Here is a 21,663-nt window from a genome sequence, read left to right as displayed (position 1 = left end):
GCCGGCAAGGTCATGCGTAAAGGAACGGGCGAATGATCCAGGCCATTGTCTTTCTGCCGCTGCTGGGCGCGATCCTGGCCGGCCTGATCGCGCTGTTCGGGGCGCATGCGCGCCATCCGAGCGGCGATACGGTCGAGCATCATCACGACGACGGTCATCATCACGCCGCCGACGCCCATGCCCATGACGATCACGGCCATGATGATCACAGTCATGTCGGTCACGACGACCATCACGTCGCCGAGCCGCCGGCCGCCGGCACTTGGGCCGCGCAGGCGATCACGACCGCACTGTTGTTCGTCTCGGCCGGGCTGTCCTGGGCGATGCTTGTGAGCGTCGGCTTCTTGCACCACGAGGCCGGGGTGAAGGAGCTGCTGCCTTGGATCAATTCGGGCGAGCTGCAGGTGTCGTGGGCGCTGCGCGTCGACACGCTCACGGCGGTGATGCTGGTGGTTGTGACCAGCGTGTCCTCGCTCGTGCACCTCTATTCGATCGGCTACATGGACGAGGATCCGAACCGTCCGCGCTTCTTCGCCTATCTCTCGCTGTTCACCTTCGCGATGCTGATGCTGGTGACCGCGAACAATTTGGTGCAGCTGTTCTTCGGCTGGGAGGGCGTCGGTCTGGCGAGCTACCTGCTGATCGGCTTCTGGTTCCAGAAGCCCTCGGCCAATGCGGCCGCGATCAAGGCGTTCGTCGTCAACCGCGTCGGTGACTTCGGTTTCGCGCTCGGCATCTTCGCGGTGTTCCTACTGGCGAAATCGACCGATTTCGAGACCATCTTCGCGGCCGCGCCGAGCTTCGCGGGCAAGACAATCAACTTCCTCGGCTGGCATGCCGACGCGCTGACCCTGACCTGCCTCTTGCTGTTCATGGGCGCGATGGGCAAGTCGGCGCAGTTCCTGCTGCACACCTGGCTGCCGGACGCGATGGAGGGTCCGACCCCGGTCTCGGCGCTGATCCATGCTGCGACCATGGTGACCGCCGGCGTGTTCATGGTGGCGCGCCTGTCGCCGCTGTTCGAGCTGGCGCCGAACGCGCAGGCCGTGGTGATGTTCTTCGGTGCGACCACGGCATTCTTCGCGGCGACCGTCGGCCTGGTGCAGAACGACATCAAGCGCATCGTCGCCTACTCGACCTGCTCGCAGCTCGGCTACATGTTCGTGGCGATGGGAGCAGGGGCCTATTCGGTCGGCATGTTCCATCTGTTCACGCACGCCTTCTTCAAGGCGTTGCTGTTCTTGGGCGCGGGCTCGGTCATCTATGCGATGCATCACGAGCAGGACATCCGCAACATGGGCGGCCTGTGGAAGAAGATCCCGTATACGTTTGCGGTGATGACGATCGGCACCCTGGCGCTGACGGGCTTCCCGGGCTTCGCCGGCTTCTTCTCGAAGGACGCGATCATCGAGGCCGCCTACGCCTCGCATAATCCGTTCGCGACCTACGCCTACTTCCTCACCATCGTCGCCGCCGGCCTGACCTCGTTCTACTCCTGGCGTCTGGTGTTCAAGACCTTCTTCGGCACGCCGCACGACCAGCATCATTACGAGGCCGCGCATGAGAGCCCGATCTGGATGCTGATCCCGATCGGCGTGCTCGCGGCGGGCTCCATCCTCGCGGGCTTCCCGTTCAAGGGCCTGTTCGCCGATCCGCATGGCGTCGAGCACTTCTTCGGCGAGTCGCTGAAGATGAACCCGCACATCCTGGAGGACATGGAGCACATGCCGTTCTGGCTGGGCCAGCTGCCCTTCATCATGATGGTGCTCGGCTTCGCGGTGTCCTACTTCTTCTATGTCAGCCGTCCGGACATCCCGGAGGAGCTGGCCGCGCAGCAGCCGCTGCTCTACAAGTTCCTGCTCAACAAATGGTACTTCGACGAGCTGTATGACTTTATCTTCGTTCGTCCGGCGAAGTGGCTCGGCCGCTTCCTCTGGAAGAAGGGCGATGGTTTCGTCATCGACGGGTTCGGTCCCGATGGCGTCTCGGCGCGGGTGCTCGACGTCACGCGCAACGTCGTCAAGATCCAGACCGGTTATCTCTATCACTATGCCTTTGCCATGCTGATCGGCGTCGCCGGCCTGATCACCTGGTTCATGTTCATGGGGGGCCAGCAATGACCACCTGGCCAATTCTCTCCGTCGTCACCTTCCTGCCGATCGTCGGCGCGCTGCTGATCTATCTGGTGCGCGGCGACGACGAGGCCGCAAGGCGCAATGCGCGCTGGATCGCGCTGTGGACCACGCTGATCACCTTCGCGGTGTCGGTGCTCCTGGTGCTGCGCTTCGATCCCAACCAGACCGACTTCCAGTTCGTCGAGAAATCGAACTGGCTGGCGGCCGGCATCAGCTATCACATGGGCGTCGACGGCATCTCGCTGCCGTTCGTGATCCTGACCACCGCCTTGATGCCGTTCTGCATCGTGGCGAGCTGGAAGTCGGTCACCAACCGCCTGCGCGAATACATGATGGCGTTCCTGATCCTGGAAACGCTCATGGTCGGCACCTTCTCGGCGCTCGACCTCGTGCTGTTCTATCTGTTCTTCGAGGGCGGTCTGATCCCGATGTTCCTGATCATCGGCGTCTGGGGCGGTCCGCGCCGGGTCTACGCGTCCTTCAAGTTCTTCCTCTACACGCTGCTCGGCTCGGTGCTGATGCTGCTGGCCATCATGGCGCTGTATTGGAACGCCGGCACGACCGACATTCCGACCCTGATGCATACGGCGGTGCCGCGGTCGTTGCAGACCTGGGCCTGGCTGGCCTTCTTCGCCTCCTTCGCGGTGAAGATGCCGATGTGGCCGGTTCACACCTGGCTGCCGGACGCCCACGTCGAGGCGCCGACGGCCGGCTCGGTGATCCTGGCCGCGATCCTCTTGAAGATGGGCGGCTACGGCTTCCTGCGCTTCTCGCTGCCGATGTTCCCGCTGGCGTCGCACGATTTCGCGCCGCTGGTGTGGACGCTCTCGGCGATCGCGATCATCTACACCTCGCTGGTCGCGCTGATGCAGGAGGATATCAAGAAGCTGATCGCCTACTCGTCGGTGGCGCATATGGGCTTCGTGACCATGGGCATCTTCGCCGGCACCATGCAGGGCGTCGCCGGCGGCGTGTTCCAGATGATCTCGCACGGCATCGTCTCGGGGGCGCTGTTCCTCTGCGTCGGCGTGGTCTACGACCGCATGCACACCCGCGAGATCGCGGCCTATGGCGGCCTCGTCAACCGGATGCCGATCTACGCGCTGGTGTTCATGGTGTTCACCATGGCCAATGTCGGTCTGCCCGGCACCTCCGGCTTCGTCGGCGAGTTCATGACCCTGCTCGGCACCTTCAAGGTGTCGATCCCGACCGCCTTCTTCGCGACCTTCGGCGTGATCCTGTCGGCGGGCTACGCGCTGTGGCTGTATCGCAAGGTGGTGTTCGGTGCGCTGACCAAGCCGTCGCTCGCCAGCATCAAGGACCTCACCTTGCGCGAGGGCGTGATCCTGTTTCCGCTGGTGGCGCTGACCATCCTGTTCGGCGTGTATCCGAAGCCGATCCTCGACATGTCGGCGGCCTCGGTGCAGCAGCTCGTCAACAACTACAATACCGCCGTGACGGCCGTGAAGGCCGCCGCGCTGCTCCAATGATGAGACCTTGAGGGGTCGGGACAAAGACGATGATCGAGAATCTTGGGCCTCAGCTTTGGGTGGTGCTGCCGGAGCTGCTGCTGGCTTTGGGGGCCATGGCGCTGTTGATGTTGGGCGCGTTTCGCGGGCAGAGGACGACGGGGATCGTCACCGGCCTTGCGGTCGTGCTCCTGATCGTGGTCGGCATCCTGGTGCTCAGGCAGCCCGGCGGCCAGGCCTTCGGCGGCAGCTTCATCGCTGACAGCTACGCGCGCTTCCTGAAGATCCTGGCGATCATCGGCTCGGTCGCCACCTTGGTGATGTCGGCCGAATTCCTGTCGTCGCCCGACCGCCGCATCTTCGAATACGCGATCCTGGTGCTGCTCTCGACGCTCGGCATGCTCGTGCTGATCTCGGCCGGCGACCTGATCACGCTCTATCTCGGCCTCGAGCTGATGTCGCTTGCGCTCTATGTCGTCGCCGCCAGCCATCGCGACAACGTCAAGTCGACCGAAGCCGGCCTGAAATATTTCGTGCTCGGCGCGCTGTCCTCCGGCATGCTGCTGTACGGCGCCTCGCTGATCTACGGCTTCACCGGAACGGTCAGCTTTGCCGGCATTGCGGCGGCGGCCAAGACCGGCAGCGTCGGAATCATCTTCGGCCTCGTCTTCCTGTTCGCCGGCCTGTGCTTCAAGGTGTCGGCGGTGCCGTTCCACATGTGGACGCCGGACGTCTATGAAGGCGCGCCGACCCCGGTCACGGCGTTCTTTGCCTCGGCGCCGAAGGTTGCGGCGCTCGCGGTGTTTGCCCGCGTCGCGCTGACCGCGTTCCCCGGCATCACCTTCCAGTGGCAGCAGATCATCGTGTTCGTCTCGATCGCCTCGATGGCGCTCGGTTCGTTTGCGGCGATCGGGCAGACCAACATCAAGCGCCTGATGGCCTATTCCTCGATCGGCCATATGGGCTTTGCGCTGGTCGGCCTTGCCGCCGGCACGGTCGAAGGCGCACAGGGCGTACTGACCTATATCGCGATCTATGTCGCGATGACGCTCGGCTCGTTCGCCGTGATCATGGCGATCAAGCGCAATGGCCAGTCGTTCGAGAAGATCAGCGACTTTGCCGGCCTGTCCCGAACCAATCCGCTGCTCGCCTTCTTCTTCGCGATGCTGTTGTTCTCGCTGGCCGGCATCCCGCCGCTCGCGGGCTTCTTCGCCAAATGGTACGTCTTCGTCGCCGCGATCAAGGCCGGGCTGTTCGCGCTGTCCGTGATCGGCGTGCTCACCAGCGTGGTCGGCGCCTACTACTATTTGCTGATCGTCAAGACGATGTATTTCGACGAGCCGCTCGCCACGCTCGATCCGGTCCGTGTCGAGCTGCGCACCGTGCTCGCGATCTCCGGCATCTTCAACATCCTGTTCTTCGCCTATCCCGGCCCGCTGGTCAGCGCCGCCGCGGCCGCGGCGAAGTCGCTGTTCTAGATGCCCTTTGCTCTGGGGGCCCGTGCCGCTGCCCGCGGCTACGGGCTCGTCGTCTTCGATCAGGCCGGCTCGACCAATATCGAGGCCTTGGCCGCTGCACGGCAAGGCGCCAGGGCGCCGTGCTGGTTCGTCACCACGGAGCAGACGGCCGGACGCGGCCGCCGCCAGCGGCCTTGGGTTGCGCCGCGCGGCAATCTGGCGTCGTCCGTCCTTGAAGTGCTGAATGTCGCGCCGGTCGTCGCCGCGACCCTTGGGTTCGCCGCCTGCCTGGCGATCGAGAACGCGCTGCGGCAGGTGAGCCGCGAGGCTGTGCTGCGATCCGGCGGCAGCTCGGCGCTCGATTTTGCGGTGAAATGGCCGAATGACGTGCTCGCCGGTGGGCGCAAGATCGTCGGCATGCTGCTCGAGGCGGAGCAGGTCGCCGGCGGGCTCGCGGTCGTCGCGGGCATCGGAACCAACGTCGTGGCGGCGCCGACCGATACCCCGACACCGGCGGTCTCGCTGCGCGATCTAGGCGTCGAGGTCAGCGCTGAGGATCTGTTCTCGGCGCTGTCCGAGTCCTGGGTGGAATATTTCGGCATCTGGAACGAGGGGCGGGGCTTTGCTGATATCCGCCGGCTCTGGCTGGAACGCGCGGCCGGGCTCGGCCAGCCCGTCGCCATCAGGTCCGGACATGCTATCATCGAGGGAATTTTCGACACGATCGATGAACAGGGTTGTATGCTGGTGCGGACCGCGGAGGGACGATTGGAGCCGATCACGGCCGGTGATGTTCATTTCGGCTCGGTCGCATCCAAAGGAGCGGTCTAGATGGCGCGTCCCGACGAACTGACATTTGCTCCGCTTGGCGGGGTCGGCGAGATCGGCATGAATCTGTCGATCTACGGCCTCGGCAACCGCCACCAGCGCTCCTGGCTCGCGATCGATCTCGGCGTCTCCTTCGGCGACGAGGAGCATCTGCCGGGCATCGACCTGATCATGCCCGACGTGGCGTTTCTCGAGAAGGAACGCAACAATCTGGTCGGGCTGGTTCTGACGCACGCCCATGAGGACCATTTCGGCGCCATCATCGATCTGTGGCCGCGGCTGAAATGCCCGATCTACGCGACCAAGTTCAGCGCCGCGTTGTTCGAGGCGAAGTGCGAAGCCGAGCGGCTGCCGGCCAAGATCCCGGTGACGGTGATCCCCTCGGGCGGCCGGGTCGATATCGGTCCGTTCAACGTCGAGTTCATTCCGGTCGCGCATTCGATTCCGGAATCGCATGCGCTCGCCATCCACACCGAGGTCGGCACCGTCCTGCACACCGGCGATTGGAAGATCGATCCGACGCCGGTGCTGGGCGCGCCGACTGACGAGAAGCGGCTGCGCGAGCTCGGCGATGCCGGGCTGCTGGCGTTGATCGGTGACTCCACCAACGCCGTCCGCGAGGGACGCTCGCCGTCCGAGGCCGAAGTCGCCAAGACCATCGCGATGCTGGTGAAGGAAGCCAAGGGCCGCGTCGCGGTCACCACCTTCGCCTCCAATGTCGCGCGCATCCGTGCCGTCGCTGACGCCGCACGCGAGGCCGAGCGCGAGGTCGTCATCGTCGGCCGCGCCATGGAACGCGTCGTCCAAGTCGCGCGCGAGACCGGCTATCTCGACGGCGTGCAGAATTTTCGCGGCATGGACCTGTACGGTCATTTCCCGGCCGACAAGGTGCTCGCGCTGTGCACCGGCAGCCAGGGCGAGGCGCGCGCGGCGCTGGCGCGCATCGCCAATGACGACCATCCGCTGGTGACCTTGAACAAGGGCGACACCGTCATCTTCTCCTCGCGCACCATTCCCGGCAATGAGAAGGCGGTCGGCGCCGTCATCAACGGGCTGGTGCAGCAGGGCATCGAGATCATCACCGACCGCAACCATCTCGTCCACGTCTCCGGCCATCCGCGCCGCGACGAGCTGCGCGACATGATCGCCTGGACGCGGCCGCAGCTCCTGATTCCCGTTCATGGCGAGGCGCTGCATCTGCACGAGCACGCGCGGCTGGCGCGCGCCTGCGGCGTGCCGAAGGTGATCACCTGCCGCAATGGCGACCTCGTCAAGCTTGGTCCGGGCGAGCCCGGGATCATCGACGAGCTGCCGGCGGGCCGTCTCTACAAGGACGGCAGCATCGTCGAGGACGCGAAATCGCGTGCCGTGGTCGAGCGTCGCAAGATGGCGTTTGCCGGTTGCATCTTCGTGGCGCTGGCGATCACCGAGAAGGGCGAACTGGCGGACGATCCCGAAGTCGACATGGTCGGCATCCCCGAGAAGAACGCGGCCGGCGAGGAGATGGACGACATCGTGTTCGACGCCGTGGTCTCGACCTTCGAAGGCCTGCCGCGGGCGCGGCGGCGCGATCCGGATGCGGCGGCGGAATCGGTGCGGCGGGCGGTGCGCGCCGCGGTCAACGAGCAATGGGGCAAGAAGCCGATCTGCCTCGTTCACGTCCTGGAAGTCTGACGCGAGCCGGTCAACGGCCGCGCGAAATGAAATGGGGAGGGATGCAATGCTGGGCCGTCTCAATCACGTCGCCATCGCGGTCAAGGACGCGGAGAAGGCCGCCAAGATCTATGGCGCGGCGTTCGGTGCCGAGATCTCGTCAGCCGTGCCGCTGCCGGAGCACGGCGTGATCACCGTGTTCGTGACCTTGCCGAACACCAAGATCGAGTTCATCCAGCCGCTCGGCGAGGCCTCGCCGATCGCCAAATTCCTCGAGCGCAATGCGGACGGCGGCATCCACCATGTCTGCTACGAGGTGGCCGACATCATCGCCTCGCGCGACACGCTGATCAAGGAAGGCGCGCGCGTGCTCGGCGACGGCCAGCCCAAGATCGGCGCCCATGGCAAGCCGGTGCTGTTCCTGCATCCCAAGGATTTTTCCGGCGCGCTCGTTGAAATCGAACAGGCCTGAGGCAGCCCGGTCATGGCCTATACGATCTCGACCTGGCTTGCGATCTACTTCGTGCTGTGGTGGGTGACGCTGTTCGTCATCCTGCCGTTCGGCGTGCGCAGCCAGCACGAGACCGGGGGCGCCTCGCCGGGAACCGATCCGGGCGCGCCGACCATCAGCCTGATGGGCAAGCGCCTGATCTGGACGACGCTGCTGTCGGCCGTGATCTTTGCGTTCGCGCTCGCGGCCTATCAGGCCGGCTATTTCAGCATCGAGCGGCTGTCGAAGCTGATGGGGCTGCCGTTCTAGGCCGCTTGCGGCGCACAACATTCTTCCGAAGCCGATGCGCGGACGCGCGTCGGCTTTTTTGCTATAGGAGGTCAAAACAAGCGCGACAGGGAGGTTGTGCGTGACGACACCGGCCGGGGCCCGCCAGGGGACGCCATCGGGCTATCGTATTCTGAACGAAACGGATCTGCGCGACTACCTCGCGGGCATTGCGGCGGTCGCGGCGCAACTTGGCGGACCGGCCGATCGCTGGTCGATCACCGAGGTCGGCGACGGCAATCTCAACCTCGTCTTCATCGTCAAGGGGACGTCCGGCGGTCTCGCGGTCAAGCAGGCGCTGCCTTACGTGCGCCTGGTCGGTGAGAGCTGGCCGCTGCCGCTGTCGCGCGCGCATTTTGAGCATCTGGCGCTGACCCATCAGGGCCGGCTGGCGCCCGGACTGGTGCCGGCCATCATTCATCATGATCCGGCGCTGGCGCTCACCGCGATGGAGCTGCTCGAGCCCCATATCATCATGCGAAAGGGGCTGGTGGCCGGCGCGATCTATCCGGCCTTCGTCGATCACATCACGACGTTCATGGCGCGGACGCTGTTCTTTTCGTCCGACCTTGCGCTGTCGGCGGCAGCAAAGAAGGAGGCGATCGCGAGCTTTGCCGGCAATCATGCGCTCTGCAAGATCACCGAGGACCTGATCTTCACCGATCCCTATCGCAGCGCCGAGCAGAACCGCTGGACCTCGCCTTGGCTCGATGCGACCGCGGCTGACATCCGCGCCGATCTCGATCTTCATGTCGCCGTCTCCAGGCTGAAACTGCAGTTCCTGTCGCGCGCCGAGGCGCTGATCCATGGCGATCTGCACACGGGCTCGATCATGGTCACGGAGACCGAGACAAAGGTGATCGATCCCGAATTCGCGTTCTACGGCCCGATGGGGTTTGACGTCGGCGCGGTGCTCGCGAACCTGCTGATGGCGTATTTTGCCTCCGTAGGACACGAAAGGTCGCCGGGCGAGCGGGAGGCGTTCGAGAGCTGGGTGCTGAGCACGGTCGATCAGGTGTGGAGCGGATTCGCAGGCAAATTCCTGGAGCTCTGGCGCAGCGAGTCGACTGGCGATGCCTATCCGCTGTCGCTGTTTCCCGGCGAGGCCGGCGCGGCACGGCTGGAAGCCGAGCGTCAGGCCTATATGGCGAGGCTGTTCCAGGATGCGGTCGGCTTCACGGCCGCCAAGATCATCCGCCGCATCCTGGGGCTTGCGCACAACATCGATTTCGAGCTGATCGCCGACGAGAGGCGACGCGCAAGCTGCGAGGCGCGGGCGCTCCGGTTGGCACGAACGCTGATGGTCGAGACGGCGTCGTTCACGACGATCGAGGCGGTGACGCGTGCCGCGCGCGAACTGCGCCAGTGGCAGCCGGCGTTTTGATGGGCTCGGCAAATCCCGTCATTGCGAGGAGCAAAGCGACGAAGCAATCCAGAGTCTTCGTATGGCTCTGGATTGCTTCGCTTCGCTCGCAATGACGGAAACAGATGCGTAGGGTGGGCAAAGCAGCCGCCGCAGGCGGCAGCGTGCCCACCGTCGGTCGGCGCGCTTATCGGCAAGATGGTGGGCACGGCGCCATCGCGATCCCGCGTGTGGAGAGACTGCGGCTGCGCCTTTGCCCACCCTACGACTACCACATCCCGCTCAATCCGCTGCCTTGGCGCGCAGCCGCTGCGCGTAGACGTTGATCACCAGCGCGGCGAGCAGGATCAGGCCACGGATCAGGATCTTCAGGAAGCTGTCGATGTTGACGTGATCGAGGCCGTTGTTGAGCACGCCGAGCACGAACAGGCCGACGATGGTGTTGCCGATGCCACCGCGGCCGCCGAACAGGCTGGTGCCGCCGACGACGACGGCGGCGATCGAGTCGAGCAGATAGGTGTCGAACTCGTTCTGCTGCGCGCTGCCGAAATGCGCCACGCCCAGCATGCCGCCGATCCCCGAGCAGACCGCCGAGATCACCATCACGCTGCCGAGGATCAGCTTGACGTTCAGGCCGGAATATTCCGCCGCCTCGCGGTTGCCGCCGACCATGTAGACGTAGCGGCCGAAGCGCGTATAGGTCAGCACGAGGTGGCCGAGCAGCAGCATCAGCGCGGCGACGATCACGATCCAGGGCACGCCGGCGATCGAGCCGGAGCCGAGCGTCGTGATCAGGGGCGGCACCTTGTAGGCGATCTGGCCGCGCACCAGCATCGCCGAGATGCCGGCGGCGATCTGCATCATCGCGAGTGTCATGATGAAGGAGGGAATGCCGATCACCGTCAGGCCGAAGGCATTGACGGCGCCGAGCAGCGCGCACAAGGCCAGGGCGAGCATGATCGCGGCAAAGCCCGGCAGCGGCAGATTGGCGATGTTGACGTAGGAGTCCTGCAAGGTGAAGAAGGCCACCGCGATGCCGGTGACATTGGCGATGGCGGCGATCGAGAGATCGATCTCGGCGCACAGGATCACGAATGTCAGGCCGACCGCGATGATGCCGGTGACCGAGACCTGGGTCAGGATGTTGCCGACATTGTCGAGCGTCGCGAAGGACGGGCTGGCGATCGCGAAGAACGCGGTGAGGAAGATCAAGGTCAGGAACGGCGCGATGTTGCGCATCTGCGTGCGCAGCAGCGTGGCGAGCCCGCCTGCGCGCCGCGGCTGCGCCTCGGGCATCGGAACAGTGTCGCCATGCGCCATGATAGTCTCCCTACGCCGCCTCGAGCAGACGGTCTTTGCTGATAGTCTCGCCGGCGAATTCGCGCACGACCTGGCCGCGCTTGAGCACGATGACGCGGTCGGCCAGCGACAGCACGGTCTCCGGCTCGGTCGAGAGCACGACGACGGCAATGCCCTGGTCGCGCAGCTGCCGGACGATTCCGATCACGTCGCTTTTGGCGCCGACATCCATTCCGCGGGTCGGCTCGCACAGCACCAGCAGCCGCGGCGGATGGCTGAGCCATTTCGCCAGCGCGACCTTCTGCTGGTTGCCGCCGGAGAGCAGGCCGAGATCGATCTCGACATCGGCGGGACGAATCTGCAGTTGCTCGACCTGGCGCTTGGCGAGCGCGCGCTCGCGCGACGGCTTCAGCAACACGGCATTGATGCGATCGAGGATGCTGATTGAGACGTTCTTGTACACGGGCTCCTGCAGGAACAGCATGTCGCGCCGGCTCTCCGGCACGAAGGCGATGCCGGCGCGGCGCGCATCGGCCGTGCTCTTGAAGCGGTTGCGCTCGCCGGCCAGGCGCAGCTCGCCGGCATCGGGCGCCAGCTTGCCGAACAGGATCCGCGCTAGCTCGAGCTGGCCGCAGCCCATGAAGCCGTAGATGCCGAGCACCTCGCCGGCTTGGACGGAGAACGACACACGCTTGAGGCTGCGGGCCAGCGACAAGCCCGCGGCCTCGAGCACCACGGGCTTGCCGGCCGGCGGCGCGGGCAGGGTGATGTCGTGGGTGTAGCTGCCCTCCAGCGCATCGCGGCCCTTGCCGATCATGGCCTCGATCAGCGCTGCCTTGCTGGTGTCGGCTGCCCGCGTCTCCATGATCTTGCGGCCGTTGCGGAACACCGTGACCTCGTCGGAGATCAGCAGGATGTCTTCGATGAAATGCGAGATGAAGATGATCCCGGTGCCTTGCTCGCGCAGCTTGCGCAGGGCTGCGAACAGCCGCTCGACCTCGGGCGGCGACAGCGCCGAGGTCGGCTCGTCCAGGATGATGATGCGGGCGCCGGAGAACAGCACCCGCGCGATCTCGATCAGCTGCTGCACGCCGATCGGCAGGTCGCCGAGCCGGCTCATCGGATCGGCGTCGATGCCGAGCTTCTTCAATTGCTCGGCCGCCTCGCGCGCCATCCGGCGCCATTGGACGATGCCGAGCGCATTGGTCGGCTGGTTGCCGAGAAACACGTTCTCGGCCACGGTGAGATCAGGGGCAACACTCAGCTCCTGATGCACCATGGCGATGCCGGCGGCGCGGGCGTCGCGGGCGGAGTTGAAATGGACCTCGCGGCCGTCGAGCAGGAAACGGCCGGAGAATCCGGTGTGCACGCCAGCGATGATCTTCATCAGCGTGCTCTTGCCGGCGCCGTTCTCCCCGACGAGACCATGGATCTCGCCGGGGCGTAGCGTGAAATCGACGCCGCGCAAGGCGGTGACGCCGCCGAACGACTTGGTGATGTCCTGCAGTTCCAGGAGAGGCGGGCGGCTGTCCGACATGGGAGAAGACTTCAGATCAGGAAGTGATCCTCCATCCATTGCATGCCTGCGGCATTGGCCTTGGTCACGACGGGGCCGTCGGTGATGACATGCTTCGGAATGCCCTGGCCGCTCTTCTCGCCGGCCGTAACCGCCGCCACACCGGCCACGATCGCGCCGCCATGGATGCGGCAGGACGGGTTGCGCACGGTCGCGAACATCCGGCCGTCGCTGACGGCCTGGATGGCCGGCGGCATGGCGTCGACGCCGCCGATCAGAATGTTGGTGCGGTTGCGCGCCTTCATGATGTTGTAGGCCGCGAGCGCCATGTCGTCATTGTGGAAGAAGGCCGCGTCGATCTGCGGATATTTCGTCAGATAAGTCTCCCAGAGGCGCGCGGCCTTGGAGACGTCCCAATCCGCCGGCTGGGTGTCGAGCACCTCGATGTTCGGGAACTGCTTGATGACCGAGTTGAAGCCCTTGGCGCGGCCCTGCGCGCCGGTATGGCCGAGCGCGCCCTGCGTCATGATGATCTTGCCCTTGCCGCCCATCGCGTTCGCCAGCGCCTGGGTGACGGATGCGCCCATGAACTCGTTGTCGGGGGCGAGGAAGGAGTGGACGTTGATCTGATCCAGCGGCGCGATCAGCGTGTCCATGTCGATCACGGGGATGCCGGCGTCGATCATCTTCTGCACCGGCTGCGTCAGCGTTCCGATGCCGAACGCCTGGATCGCGACGAAGTCCCATTTCTGCGACGCCATGTTGTCGATCGCGGCGCGCTGCTTCACCGCATCGAGCTGGCCGTCGAACCAGGTCACCTCGACATTGAGCAGCTTGCCCCACCATTCCGCCGCCTGCTTGCCCTGGGCGCACCAGGTGGCCTGCAGGCCGGCATTGGAGAACGCCGCCTTGAGCGGCTTTTCGGAGCGGCCCATCTCGGCCGCGAGCGCCGGATTGATGCCGAAACCGGCGAGCAGGGCCGCCGCGGAGCCCGCGGCCGTGGCCGCCTGGAGAAGATCGCGCCTCGTCTTGACCGTTGTCTTGGACGTTTTGTCAGTGCCGGACATCCCGTGCTCCCTGTCCCATTGTTGTCTGGCGGCGTCATTGATCGCGCCGCCAAGACCTGCAGTGTTTCACAACCTTCCTGATCTCGCTACAGCCGGATGTTGTGCGGTGCGTCTGTCGTTTGTGGCGCTGCACGCGCGATGTCAGAAAACCGTGATGCGTCCATGCTACGCGGCGGCGGCACTTGATCGTTCAAGGCATCTTCGGAGCTGCGACGTGGCATCGACACGCATCGCCGTGATCGGCGACATTCATCACGGCCGGGACACGCCGACGAAGCGGGGCTCACGCGCGCTGCCGCTGCTGGAGCAGTTTGTCGCAGAGGTCAACGGCGCTGGCTTCGATGCGGTGATTGATCTCGGAGATCGGATCTCCGACGAGGATCCGGAACGCGATCGCCTGTTGCAGAGCGACGTGGCGATGTGTCTCGCCAAGCTCGACGCGCGCCGGCATCACGTCAGTGGCAATCATGACGTCGCGATGCTCACGCTCGCCGACAATGAAGCAATTCTCGATCGGCCGTGCGGCTCGCGCGCCCTTGTCATCGGGCAGGTCAGGTGTGTGTTCTGGCAGCCCGATGTGCGGCTGACACGCGAGCGAGGTCTGCATCTGTCTCCGGGCGATCTCGAAAGGCTGGTGCAACTGCTCGCGCAGGATGATCGTCCGACTTTGCTGGTCAGTCACGTACCGCTGTCGGGGCATGCCCAGACCGGCAACTACTATTTCGAAGCCAATCCGGATCACGCGACCTATGCCGAGGGGGCCGCGATTCGCGCAGCCATCGCCAACGCGCCGGGTCCGGTCGTGGCGCTCGCGGGGCATGTGCATTGGAATACGCTGACGACGGTCGATGGCACGCCGCACATCACCTTGCAGTCGCTGACCGAAACCTTCATTTCCGGTGATGCGGCGGGGGCCTTTGGCGTGCTCGAGATCGACGGCGAAGACCTGCGCTGGACCGTGCATGGGCGGGAGCCGCTGTCGCTCACGCTGCCCTGGCCGAAGGCAAAGTCAAAGTGGCGCGCGCCATTGCCATGCTTTGCGGCTGCAGGCGCGGCGTGAGCGAGTCGGCGCCGATCCGGCTATTCAGGCAGCGTTCATGCAGGGGAATCTAGGGTCATCCGGAAGCGGTTGACCGGCAAAAAAATAGAGCAGGGCAGCGGGCCCTGCTCGGAAATTGTGTCGACCCTTTGATATCCCGCAAGTTCAGATTTGATCTTGTTAAGCGGGGTGACGCTGCTTGTTGCGCGCCAGGGCTCCTCCCGAGACTTGGACCACCAGACTTCCGCAAGCGTTAGCCTGAGGCCCAAATTGGTAGACGATCTTTTTGCGTTTGTCATCCTTTTCGGCAACGATTGTTCAAATTTCGCGCAACCGATGAAATGATCGGTAAGTGCTTGCAATTGGCGCGCTTTGTTTTCGACTTTTCCGGTCGTTGGTGCTGAAATACCACAATGGCAAGGCGCGATTGAGCGCCGCGGGGTTGTTCTTAGTCAACGAACGCTGGCGAAATGTGCGCAGTGTGTTCTGGGCGGCCTCGACTCGGGGCGCTCGCTCGGTCACAACGGGTCCGTTCATTTGGCAGGCTTTGATGCGGCAGCGGCTGCAAGCGTTTCTTCCGATCGTGCTGATCGCGCTGATGGTGCAGATCCTGGCGCCCATCGGGGCTGCCTGGGCGGCCGCCCTCGTCAACGCCGACCCGCTGCGCGGCGTCGAGATCTGCCACAGCCAATCCGGTTCCCAGCCAGCGGATGACGAGTCGCGCGGCAAGCCTGGCGCCGCGTCCTGCGCGCTGTGTTGTACGGCGCAGCCGGCCACGCTGGATGGGCCGGACCTGTCGGCCCTCGATGTTCCCCGACGTGACGCGTTCGATGTCATCTGGCGGACGACCGCCTCGGACGTCGCGCCCACGCAAAGCTTTACCAACGCACAGGCCAGAGCACCGCCTGTCGTGTGAAGCGTGGCCGCGCGCTGCGGCCGCTGTCTCCCGAAATGTTCGTTTTTGTTTCTGCCGTCTGCCCAGCCCGTTGGGCGGACTGACACGCGCCAAGGCACGAAGCCGGCGCATCGCGACCACGACCGAAAGGATCCTCACATGACGTTGCTCGGACGCTCTCTGTTTGCACTCGCTCTCCTGCTGGCCGGTTCTCCCGCGGCATTCGCCGCGGACGTGAAGGCTGGTGACCTCGTGATCACGCAGCCCTGGAGCCGCGCAACCCCCGGCGGAGCCAAGACCGGCGCGGGCTATCTCACCATCGAAAACAAGGGCGGCGCGCCGGACCGCCTCGTCGCTGTCTCCGGTGATGTCGCCGGCCGGATCGAAGTTCACGAGATGGCGGTGAACAATGGCGTGATGACGATGCGGCCGCTGGAGAAGGGATTGGTGATCGAGCCCGGCAAGACCGTCGCGCTGGCGCCGGGCGGCTATCATCTGATGCTGATGGAGCTGAAGAGCCCGCTGAAGCAAGGCGACAAGCTGCCGGTCACGCTGGAATTCGAGAAGGCCGGCAAGGTGGCCGTCACGCTCGAGGTGCAGGCGGTCGGCGCCAAGGGGCCGGGCGGCGAGGGCGGCAGCATGATGAAGCAGCACGACCATTCGGGCATGAAGATGTAGCGTCCGGGACGACGGGGGCATTCGTGGACCGACGCGTCTTCAACACGTCGCTTCTGGCGGGGTCACTGGCCGGCCTGCTGCTGCCGGGCGCACGGGCTGCGGAGACACCGCGACCGGCGGCCAAGCCGGTCATCGGCCTGCTCGTCTATCCCGGGATGATTCTGCTCGATCTCACCGGGCCGCTGACCGTCTTCAACATCATGCAGGCCGACATCCACCTGATCGGAGCGTCGATGGCTCCGGTCATGACGGATGTCGGAATTCCCGTGACTCCAACCCACAGCTTCGAAACCGCCGCGACCGGGCTCGATGTGCTGTTCGTCCCGGGCGGGCTGAAGGGCACCGTCGACGGCATGAACGATCCGCGCACGATCGACTTCGTCGCCAGGCGCGGCGAAACCGCACGCTTCGTCACCAGCGTCTGCACCGGCGCGTTGCTGCTCGGTGCGGCGGGCCTGTTGAAGGGCTATAAGGCGACGTCGCATTGGTACGTGCGCGATCTGCTGCCGCTGATGGGCGCCACCATGATCGCGGATCGCGTGGTGTCGGACCGCAACCGCATCACGGCCGGTGGCGTCACCGCGGGTATCGATTTCGGCCTGGCGCTGGCCGCGCAGCTCACCGACGAAGACACCGCGCGGCGCATCCAGCTGCTGATCGAATATGACCCGCAGCCGCCCTTCGCGGCCGGATCGCCGGAGCGTGCCGGGCCGGAAGCCACCCAGGCGGTGCTGACCCAGCGCGGGCCGCTGATCCGCTTGGCCGAGCAGGCGGCGCGCGCCGCCGGCGCCAGGATCGGCGTGCCATGAGCTCAGCCCGCGCGGTCTCCATTGCGTTGCGCAAGCGCCGTCGCCGGGCTCACGGCGACGCGCGGCGCGGTTGGATCGCGCGGGCTCTGCCGCTTGCGATGCTGGCACTGATCATCCAGCTGCTGGCGCCGGTGGCGTCGTCGGCGATGGCGGCGGCCGCCATGGCCGCGGTCGATCCGCTTGCCGGCGCCGTGATCTGCCACGCCGAGCCGGATGCTCCGCCGTCGAGCCGCGATACCGACCGCACGGCCTGCGGCCTGGATTGCGTGATGTGCTGCGTGCTTCACGCCGCGGCCGTTCTCGACGCGCCGCCTGCGCCGACCTGCGCAGCTCCGCAGCGCGGATGCGTGCGGATCGCATGGCGCGGGCGCGAGCTCGGCCTGATTCATCTCCTCGCCCGGTCGCAAACCCAGCCGCGAGCGCCTCCTTTCCCCGTCTGACCGCGATTGTCGTCGCCGGCGCGGCAGTGGCTCGCGCGGCTTTGCATCTGATCAGGAAGACCGGCCGAAGCTGCCGGCATTGGGGAAAGTCAATCATGTTTCGTCGTCATGCCCTCGGTGGCGTGAGCGTCATCGCCATCGCGTGGCTGCAGCCGGCCACGATCGCGCACGCTCAGACCGAGAGAGAATTGCCGTCCGTCACCGTCGACGCGCCGCGTGCCGCGACGCCACGGGCCACGCGCAAGCCGGCCGCACAGCCCAACGCGGCCAGCGCCCGCGCGCCGAAGCCGACCGCCGCGTCCGCCACCAATATCTCCGCCCAGGGACAGGCGGCATCAGGCCGGGTCGGCGGAGCGACTGACGCCCGTGATCAGCTCGGCCAGGCACCCGCCGGCCAGACCGCGACCACGATCGACCGCAGCCGTTATGACGACCGGCCGGCCTTCACCGTCGGCGACATCCTGCGCGAGAGTCCGGGCGTGTCGCTGAAGCAGGGCAACGGGCCGCGCGATCTCGGCATCTCGATCCGCGGCTCCAATGCCCGCAACAGCTTCGCCATCCGCAACATCGTGCTGTTCGAGGACGGCTTTCCGGTCACTCAGCCGGACGGATTGTCGCGCAGCGACCTGATCGATCCCCATGCCTATGGCGCGGTCGACGTCATCAGAGGACCGTCCTCCGCGCTCTACGGCAATTACGCGACCGGCGGCGCGATCAATTTCCGCACCCGTCCGGGCGGCACGATCGACGGCGCCGAGATCGGCAGCGAGGGCGGCAGCTTCGGCTATCTCAGCAACTACATGGCTTTCGGCAAGAAGGTCGGCAATTTCGAGGGCTCGCTGTTCACGAGCGACGTGCGCGGCGACGGCTATCTCGGCAACAGCTGGTTCAACACCCAGACTGTGAACTTTCTGGGCACGCTGAAGGTGACGCCGGATGACCGCTTCACGGTCAAGATCATCAATAACGATCTGACGACGCGGTTGCCGCTGCGCTACACGCTGAGCCAGTACAATCAGAACCCGTATCAGCAGGGCTGCACCACCGGGAGCTTCCGGGCAGCCGGCTGCGCGACCGTCGCGCTCAACAACAACGGCTTCAATACGCTCGGTGGTGTCGACACGGAGACCGCGCTGCAGGCCGGGCTCGGCCGCAACGACCGCCGTACCATCGTCGGCGGCCGCTGGGAGCATGATTTCGACAATAACACGACCTGGCGCAACCAGTTTGTGTTCGACGACCGCAACATCAGCCAGCCTACGGGCTCGACCAGCGCGATCGGCGACTATCCGTCCTACAACTACATGAGCGACATCACCCGGCGCGGTGAAATCTTAGGCCTGGAATCGACCACCTTCTTCGGCGCCTTCTACAACACGCTGACCGCGTCGGGGGATACGCGCTTCGTCGTGCCCGGCGGCAACGGTGCGCTGGGCCGGCTGTCCGCCAACACCTGGAGCGAGACGACGAATTATGGCCTGCGGGCGCGCGAGGAGCTCAAGCTGACGGCGGCTCTGACCGCGGTGGCCGGGCTCGGATGGGAGCGCACGCATCTGCGTGGCGTGAACACGGCGTATAGCTACAAGGACGCGGTCGGCACTGCGACCACCGCGATCACCAGCGCAGACCGGCAGTTCGACAATCTCGCTCCCGAGCTGGCGCTGCTCTACAGGGTGAACAGCGACTGGCTGCTGCGGGCCCGTGTCGCCAGCGGCTATGGCACGCCGCAGGTCTCGAACCTGTTCGTTTTGCCGACCGGAGACAACGGTAACAACACCCAGCTGCAGTCGCAGACCAACCTGGGCTATGATGTGGGCTTCGACTGGACGCCGAACCGGGCGGTGACGTTGAGCGCGACGGGCTTCTACGAGTTCTTCCGCAACGAGCTCGTCACACAGGCCGTCACAGGTACGCAAAACACGTCCTACACCTTCAACGCCCCGCGTTCGGAGCATCGTGGCGTCGAACTGGCGGCTGACTGGAGGTTCCTGCCAGGTTGGCGGTTCACCGCTGCCTACACCTACCTCGATCAGGTCTACACCGAATATACCGAGAACCTTGTGGGTGCCTCGAAGCTGTTCAGCTTCAATCGTGCCGGCAACAAGATCCCCGGAATATCGCCCAACGAGCTGACGGCGCGGCTCGGCTACGATCACGATAGCGGGAGATTCGCCGGGCTGGGCGCTTTCATCGAGGTCCAATGGAAGGATTCCTTCTATATGGACAACGCGAATTTGCTCAAGGCGCCGGGCTATGAGCTGGTCAATCTGAATGTCCACTACAAGACCGAGCTCGCCTCAGACACGTTCAAGTCGATGAACGTCTTCTTCGAGGTCCGTAATCTGTTCGATCGCACCTACATCGCCTCGGCGAACAATCTGCAGAACACGGTGGCGGGGACCGGCGTGCAGGGGCTGGCGGGCACCGGAACAATCTATGCCGGCTCCCCGCGCGCGTTCCTGGCCGGCATGAAGGTGGCATTCCGATGAGGAGCGGCATGACAAGCAAAGCACGGCTCAGGAGCGGTCTGCTCGGACTGGCGATCGCCGTTTTCGCTCCGCTGACTGGTCACGCCCAGATGGCGCATCAGCACGGCTCGGATGCGGCATGCGAGGGCACCGAGCTCCGCTGCGCCACCAAGGTCACGCCGTTCTTTGCGCAGGACGGTAAGCTCTGGCTGGCTTGGATGGCCGGTGGACGGGTCTCGGTGGCGAGCTCGACCGACGCCGGCAAGACATATTCGGCATCCGTGCCGGTCAGTGAGCAGCCGCTCAACCTCGACTGGGGGCCAGACGCCCGGCCCAAGCTGGTGGTCGACGGCAAAGGCGGCATCGCGGTGGCGTTCTCGATCTTCCGCGACCAGGCCTTCAACGGGCAGGTGCTCACCACCCGATCAGACGATGGCGGCAAGAGCTTCGCGCCGCCGCGCCCGCTCACGGCGAACAATGAGAGCCAGCGCTTCGAGGCGCTGGCGCTCGACCAGGACGGTACGGTGTTTGTGGCGTGGCTCGACAAGCGCAACCGCGCTCCGGCGAAGGCGGCTGGGCGCTCCTATGACGGGGCTGGCTTGTTCTTCGCGTCGTCGCGCGATGGCGGCGCAACCTACGCCGAGGCGACGCTGGCCCAGGACAACACCTGCGAATGCTGCAGGCTCGGCGTGGCGTTCGCCGGGCCCGGACGCCCGGTGGTGATGTTCCGCAACATCTTCGATGGCGGTGTGCGCGACCATGCCGTGATCACGTTCAGCGATCTCGCAACGCCCGGCGAGCTGCATCGGGTGAGCACCGACGATTGGCAGATCAAGGCGTGCCCGCACCAGGGGCCCAGCCTGACCGTGGCGCCGGGCGGCACTTACCATGTCGCCTGGTTCACCAGCGGCAAGGTCCGCAAGGGGCTGTTCTATGCGCATTCGCGCGACGGCGGACGAACCTTCTCCGAGCCCCTGGCGATCGGGCAGGCCGACCGCAATCCGACGCGGCCTTATCTGCTGGCGACGCCCGAGGCCACGACGCTGGTGTGGAAGGAGTTCGATGGCGAGCGGACCACCGTCATGGTCATGCAATCCAGGGACGATGGCGAGACCTGGTCGAAGCCGCGGGCGGTCGCCAGCACGGACAATGCGTCCGACCATCCATTGCTGGTCGCTCATGGCGGCAAGGTGTTCTTGTCGTGGATGACCAAGGCGGACGGCTATCGGCTGCAGGCGATCGGAGACGAGTCATGAAGCGGGCAGTGTTGGGTCTTGTCATCGGCGGCATGGTCGCCTGCGCGGCGTCGAGCGCCGCGGCTCCGCCAGCGCTGAAGCCGTTCGAGCGCGGCAGCTGGCGCGAGGTGCTGCGCGCCCATGCGGGGCGGCCGACCCTGATCCATTTCTGGGGCGTGACGTGCGGTCCCTGCAAGATCGAACTGCCGCAACTCGGCAAGTTCATGGCCGAACATCCCGACATCGACGTCGTCACGGTCAGCGCCGACCTCGTGCCCAACCTGAACGCCGCGACCCAGAGCATGCTGGACAAAGCGGGCCTCGCCGCCGCCGAAAACTTCATCTTCAACGACGGCTATGTCGAGCGTCTCAGGTTCGAGGTCGATCCCAGCTGGCAAGGTGACATTCCCCGTACCATGCTGGTCACCCGCGACGGCGCGATCTCGACCATCGAGGGCAGCGCCGAGATCAGCGATCTCGACAAATGGTCGTCGGAACAGGGGCGGCCGCAATAGGCGGTCCGGGGCGCGCCGG

General features: G+C 65.4%; 19 protein-coding genes. 16 read left to right on the top strand and 3 right to left on the bottom strand.

What is annotated here, in order from left to right; genetic code table 11:
- Positions 1–32 precede the first annotated feature (32 nt).
- From nuoL to mtnK, 8 genes are all read left to right on the top strand, one after another.
- The gene (gene nuoL / locus BBTA_RS21265; RefSeq protein WP_012044577.1) at positions 33–2,120 is read left to right on the top strand and encodes an NADH-quinone oxidoreductase subunit L; all 2,088 of its coding nucleotides are present in this window, start codon (positions 33–35) and stop codon (positions 2,118–2,120) included.
- A complete protein-coding gene (locus BBTA_RS21260; RefSeq protein ID WP_012044576.1) occupies positions 2,117–3,625 on the top strand; it encodes an NADH-quinone oxidoreductase subunit M in 1,509 nt (502 codons plus the stop codon). The genes nuoL and BBTA_RS21260 overlap by 4 nt, the downstream gene beginning before the upstream one ends.
- Positions 3,626–3,654: 29 nt before the next feature.
- The gene (gene nuoN / locus BBTA_RS21255) at positions 3,655–5,082 is read left to right on the top strand and encodes an NADH-quinone oxidoreductase subunit NuoN (protein WP_012044575.1); all 1,428 of its coding nucleotides are present in this window, start codon (positions 3,655–3,657) and stop codon (positions 5,080–5,082) included.
- Entirely contained in the window at positions 5,083–5,892 is an 810-nt protein-coding gene (locus tag BBTA_RS21250; protein WP_012044574.1) for a biotin--[acetyl-CoA-carboxylase] ligase, read from the top strand. It abuts the gene before it with no gap.
- Positions 5,893–7,563, top strand: a complete 1,671-nt coding sequence (locus tag BBTA_RS21245) for a ribonuclease J (RefSeq protein ID WP_012044573.1) — start codon at positions 5,893–5,895, stop codon at positions 7,561–7,563.
- Between the two features lie 46 nt (positions 7,564–7,609).
- Complete coding sequence (mce, locus tag BBTA_RS21240; RefSeq protein WP_012044572.1) at positions 7,610–8,014, top strand: methylmalonyl-CoA epimerase; 405 nt, start codon at positions 7,610–7,612, stop codon at positions 8,012–8,014.
- Between the two features lie 12 nt (positions 8,015–8,026).
- Positions 8,027–8,302, top strand: a complete 276-nt coding sequence (locus BBTA_RS21235) for a DUF1467 family protein (RefSeq protein WP_012044571.1) — start codon at positions 8,027–8,029, stop codon at positions 8,300–8,302.
- 100 nt (positions 8,303–8,402) lie between these two features.
- The gene (gene mtnK / locus BBTA_RS21230; protein ID WP_012044570.1) at positions 8,403–9,704 is read left to right on the top strand and encodes an S-methyl-5-thioribose kinase; all 1,302 of its coding nucleotides are present in this window, start codon (positions 8,403–8,405) and stop codon (positions 9,702–9,704) included.
- A gap of 261 nt (positions 9,705–9,965) precedes the next feature.
- Here mtnK and BBTA_RS21225 read toward each other — a convergent pair whose 3' ends face one another.
- From BBTA_RS21225 to BBTA_RS21215, 3 genes are read right to left on the bottom strand one after another with little or no spacing between them, the layout of a single operon-like run.
- The gene (locus tag BBTA_RS21225; RefSeq protein ID WP_012044569.1) at positions 9,966–11,003 is read right to left on the bottom strand and encodes an ABC transporter permease; all 1,038 of its coding nucleotides are present in this window, start codon (positions 11,001–11,003) and stop codon (positions 9,966–9,968) included.
- 10 nt (positions 11,004–11,013) lie between these two features.
- On the bottom strand, positions 11,014–12,519 hold the full coding sequence (locus BBTA_RS21220) for a sugar ABC transporter ATP-binding protein (protein WP_012044568.1): 1,506 nt from the start codon (positions 12,517–12,519) through the stop codon (positions 11,014–11,016).
- Positions 12,520–12,530: 11 nt separating this feature from the next.
- Positions 12,531–13,565 carry a sugar ABC transporter substrate-binding protein gene (locus BBTA_RS21215; RefSeq protein ID WP_012044567.1) on the bottom strand — a complete coding sequence of 345 codons (1,035 nt, stop codon included), beginning with the start codon at positions 13,563–13,565 and terminating at the stop codon, positions 12,531–12,533.
- Positions 13,566–13,779: 214 nt separating this feature from the next.
- Between BBTA_RS21215 and BBTA_RS21210 the strand changes: the two genes are divergently transcribed.
- From BBTA_RS21210 to BBTA_RS21175, 8 genes are all read left to right on the top strand, one after another.
- Positions 13,780–14,625: a metallophosphoesterase gene (locus BBTA_RS21210; RefSeq protein WP_012044566.1), complete on the top strand. Its 846-nt coding sequence runs from the start codon at positions 13,780–13,782 to the stop codon at positions 14,623–14,625.
- A gap of 331 nt (positions 14,626–14,956) precedes the next feature.
- The gene (locus tag BBTA_RS41395) at positions 14,957–15,520 is read left to right on the top strand and encodes a DUF2946 domain-containing protein (RefSeq protein WP_244424061.1); all 564 of its coding nucleotides are present in this window, start codon (positions 14,957–14,959) and stop codon (positions 15,518–15,520) included.
- Between the two features lie 138 nt (positions 15,521–15,658).
- Positions 15,659–16,177, top strand: coding sequence for a copper chaperone PCu(A)C (locus BBTA_RS21200; RefSeq protein WP_012044564.1), 519 nt, complete (start codon positions 15,659–15,661; stop codon positions 16,175–16,177).
- 23 nt (positions 16,178–16,200) lie between these two features.
- Entirely contained in the window at positions 16,201–16,986 is a 786-nt protein-coding gene (locus BBTA_RS21195) for a DJ-1/PfpI family protein (protein ID WP_012044563.1), read from the top strand.
- On the top strand, positions 16,983–17,426 hold the full coding sequence (locus tag BBTA_RS21190) for a DUF2946 family protein (protein ID WP_012044562.1): 444 nt from the start codon (positions 16,983–16,985) through the stop codon (positions 17,424–17,426). Before BBTA_RS21195 ends, BBTA_RS21190 begins: the two co-directional genes overlap by 4 nt.
- Positions 17,427–17,521: 95 nt before the next feature.
- Positions 17,522–19,915, top strand: coding sequence for a TonB-dependent receptor (locus BBTA_RS21185; RefSeq protein WP_012044561.1), 2,394 nt, complete (start codon positions 17,522–17,524; stop codon positions 19,913–19,915).
- An 8-nt stretch (positions 19,916–19,923) separates the two neighbouring features.
- Positions 19,924–21,150, top strand: a complete 1,227-nt coding sequence (locus BBTA_RS21180) for a sialidase family protein (RefSeq protein WP_012044560.1) — start codon at positions 19,924–19,926, stop codon at positions 21,148–21,150.
- A complete protein-coding gene (locus tag BBTA_RS21175) occupies positions 21,147–21,644 on the top strand; it encodes a TlpA disulfide reductase family protein (protein ID WP_012044559.1) in 498 nt (165 codons plus the stop codon). The genes BBTA_RS21180 and BBTA_RS21175 overlap by 4 nt, the downstream gene beginning before the upstream one ends.
- Positions 21,645–21,663: the final 19 nt, after the last annotated feature.

It is taken from the genome of Bradyrhizobium sp. BTAi1, from assembly GCF_000015165.1.
GTDB lineage: Bacteria > Pseudomonadota > Alphaproteobacteria > Rhizobiales > Xanthobacteraceae > Bradyrhizobium > Bradyrhizobium denitrificans.
Note: the sequence above shows the minus strand (reverse complement) of the source record. Positions and strands in the feature narration are given on the sequence as shown.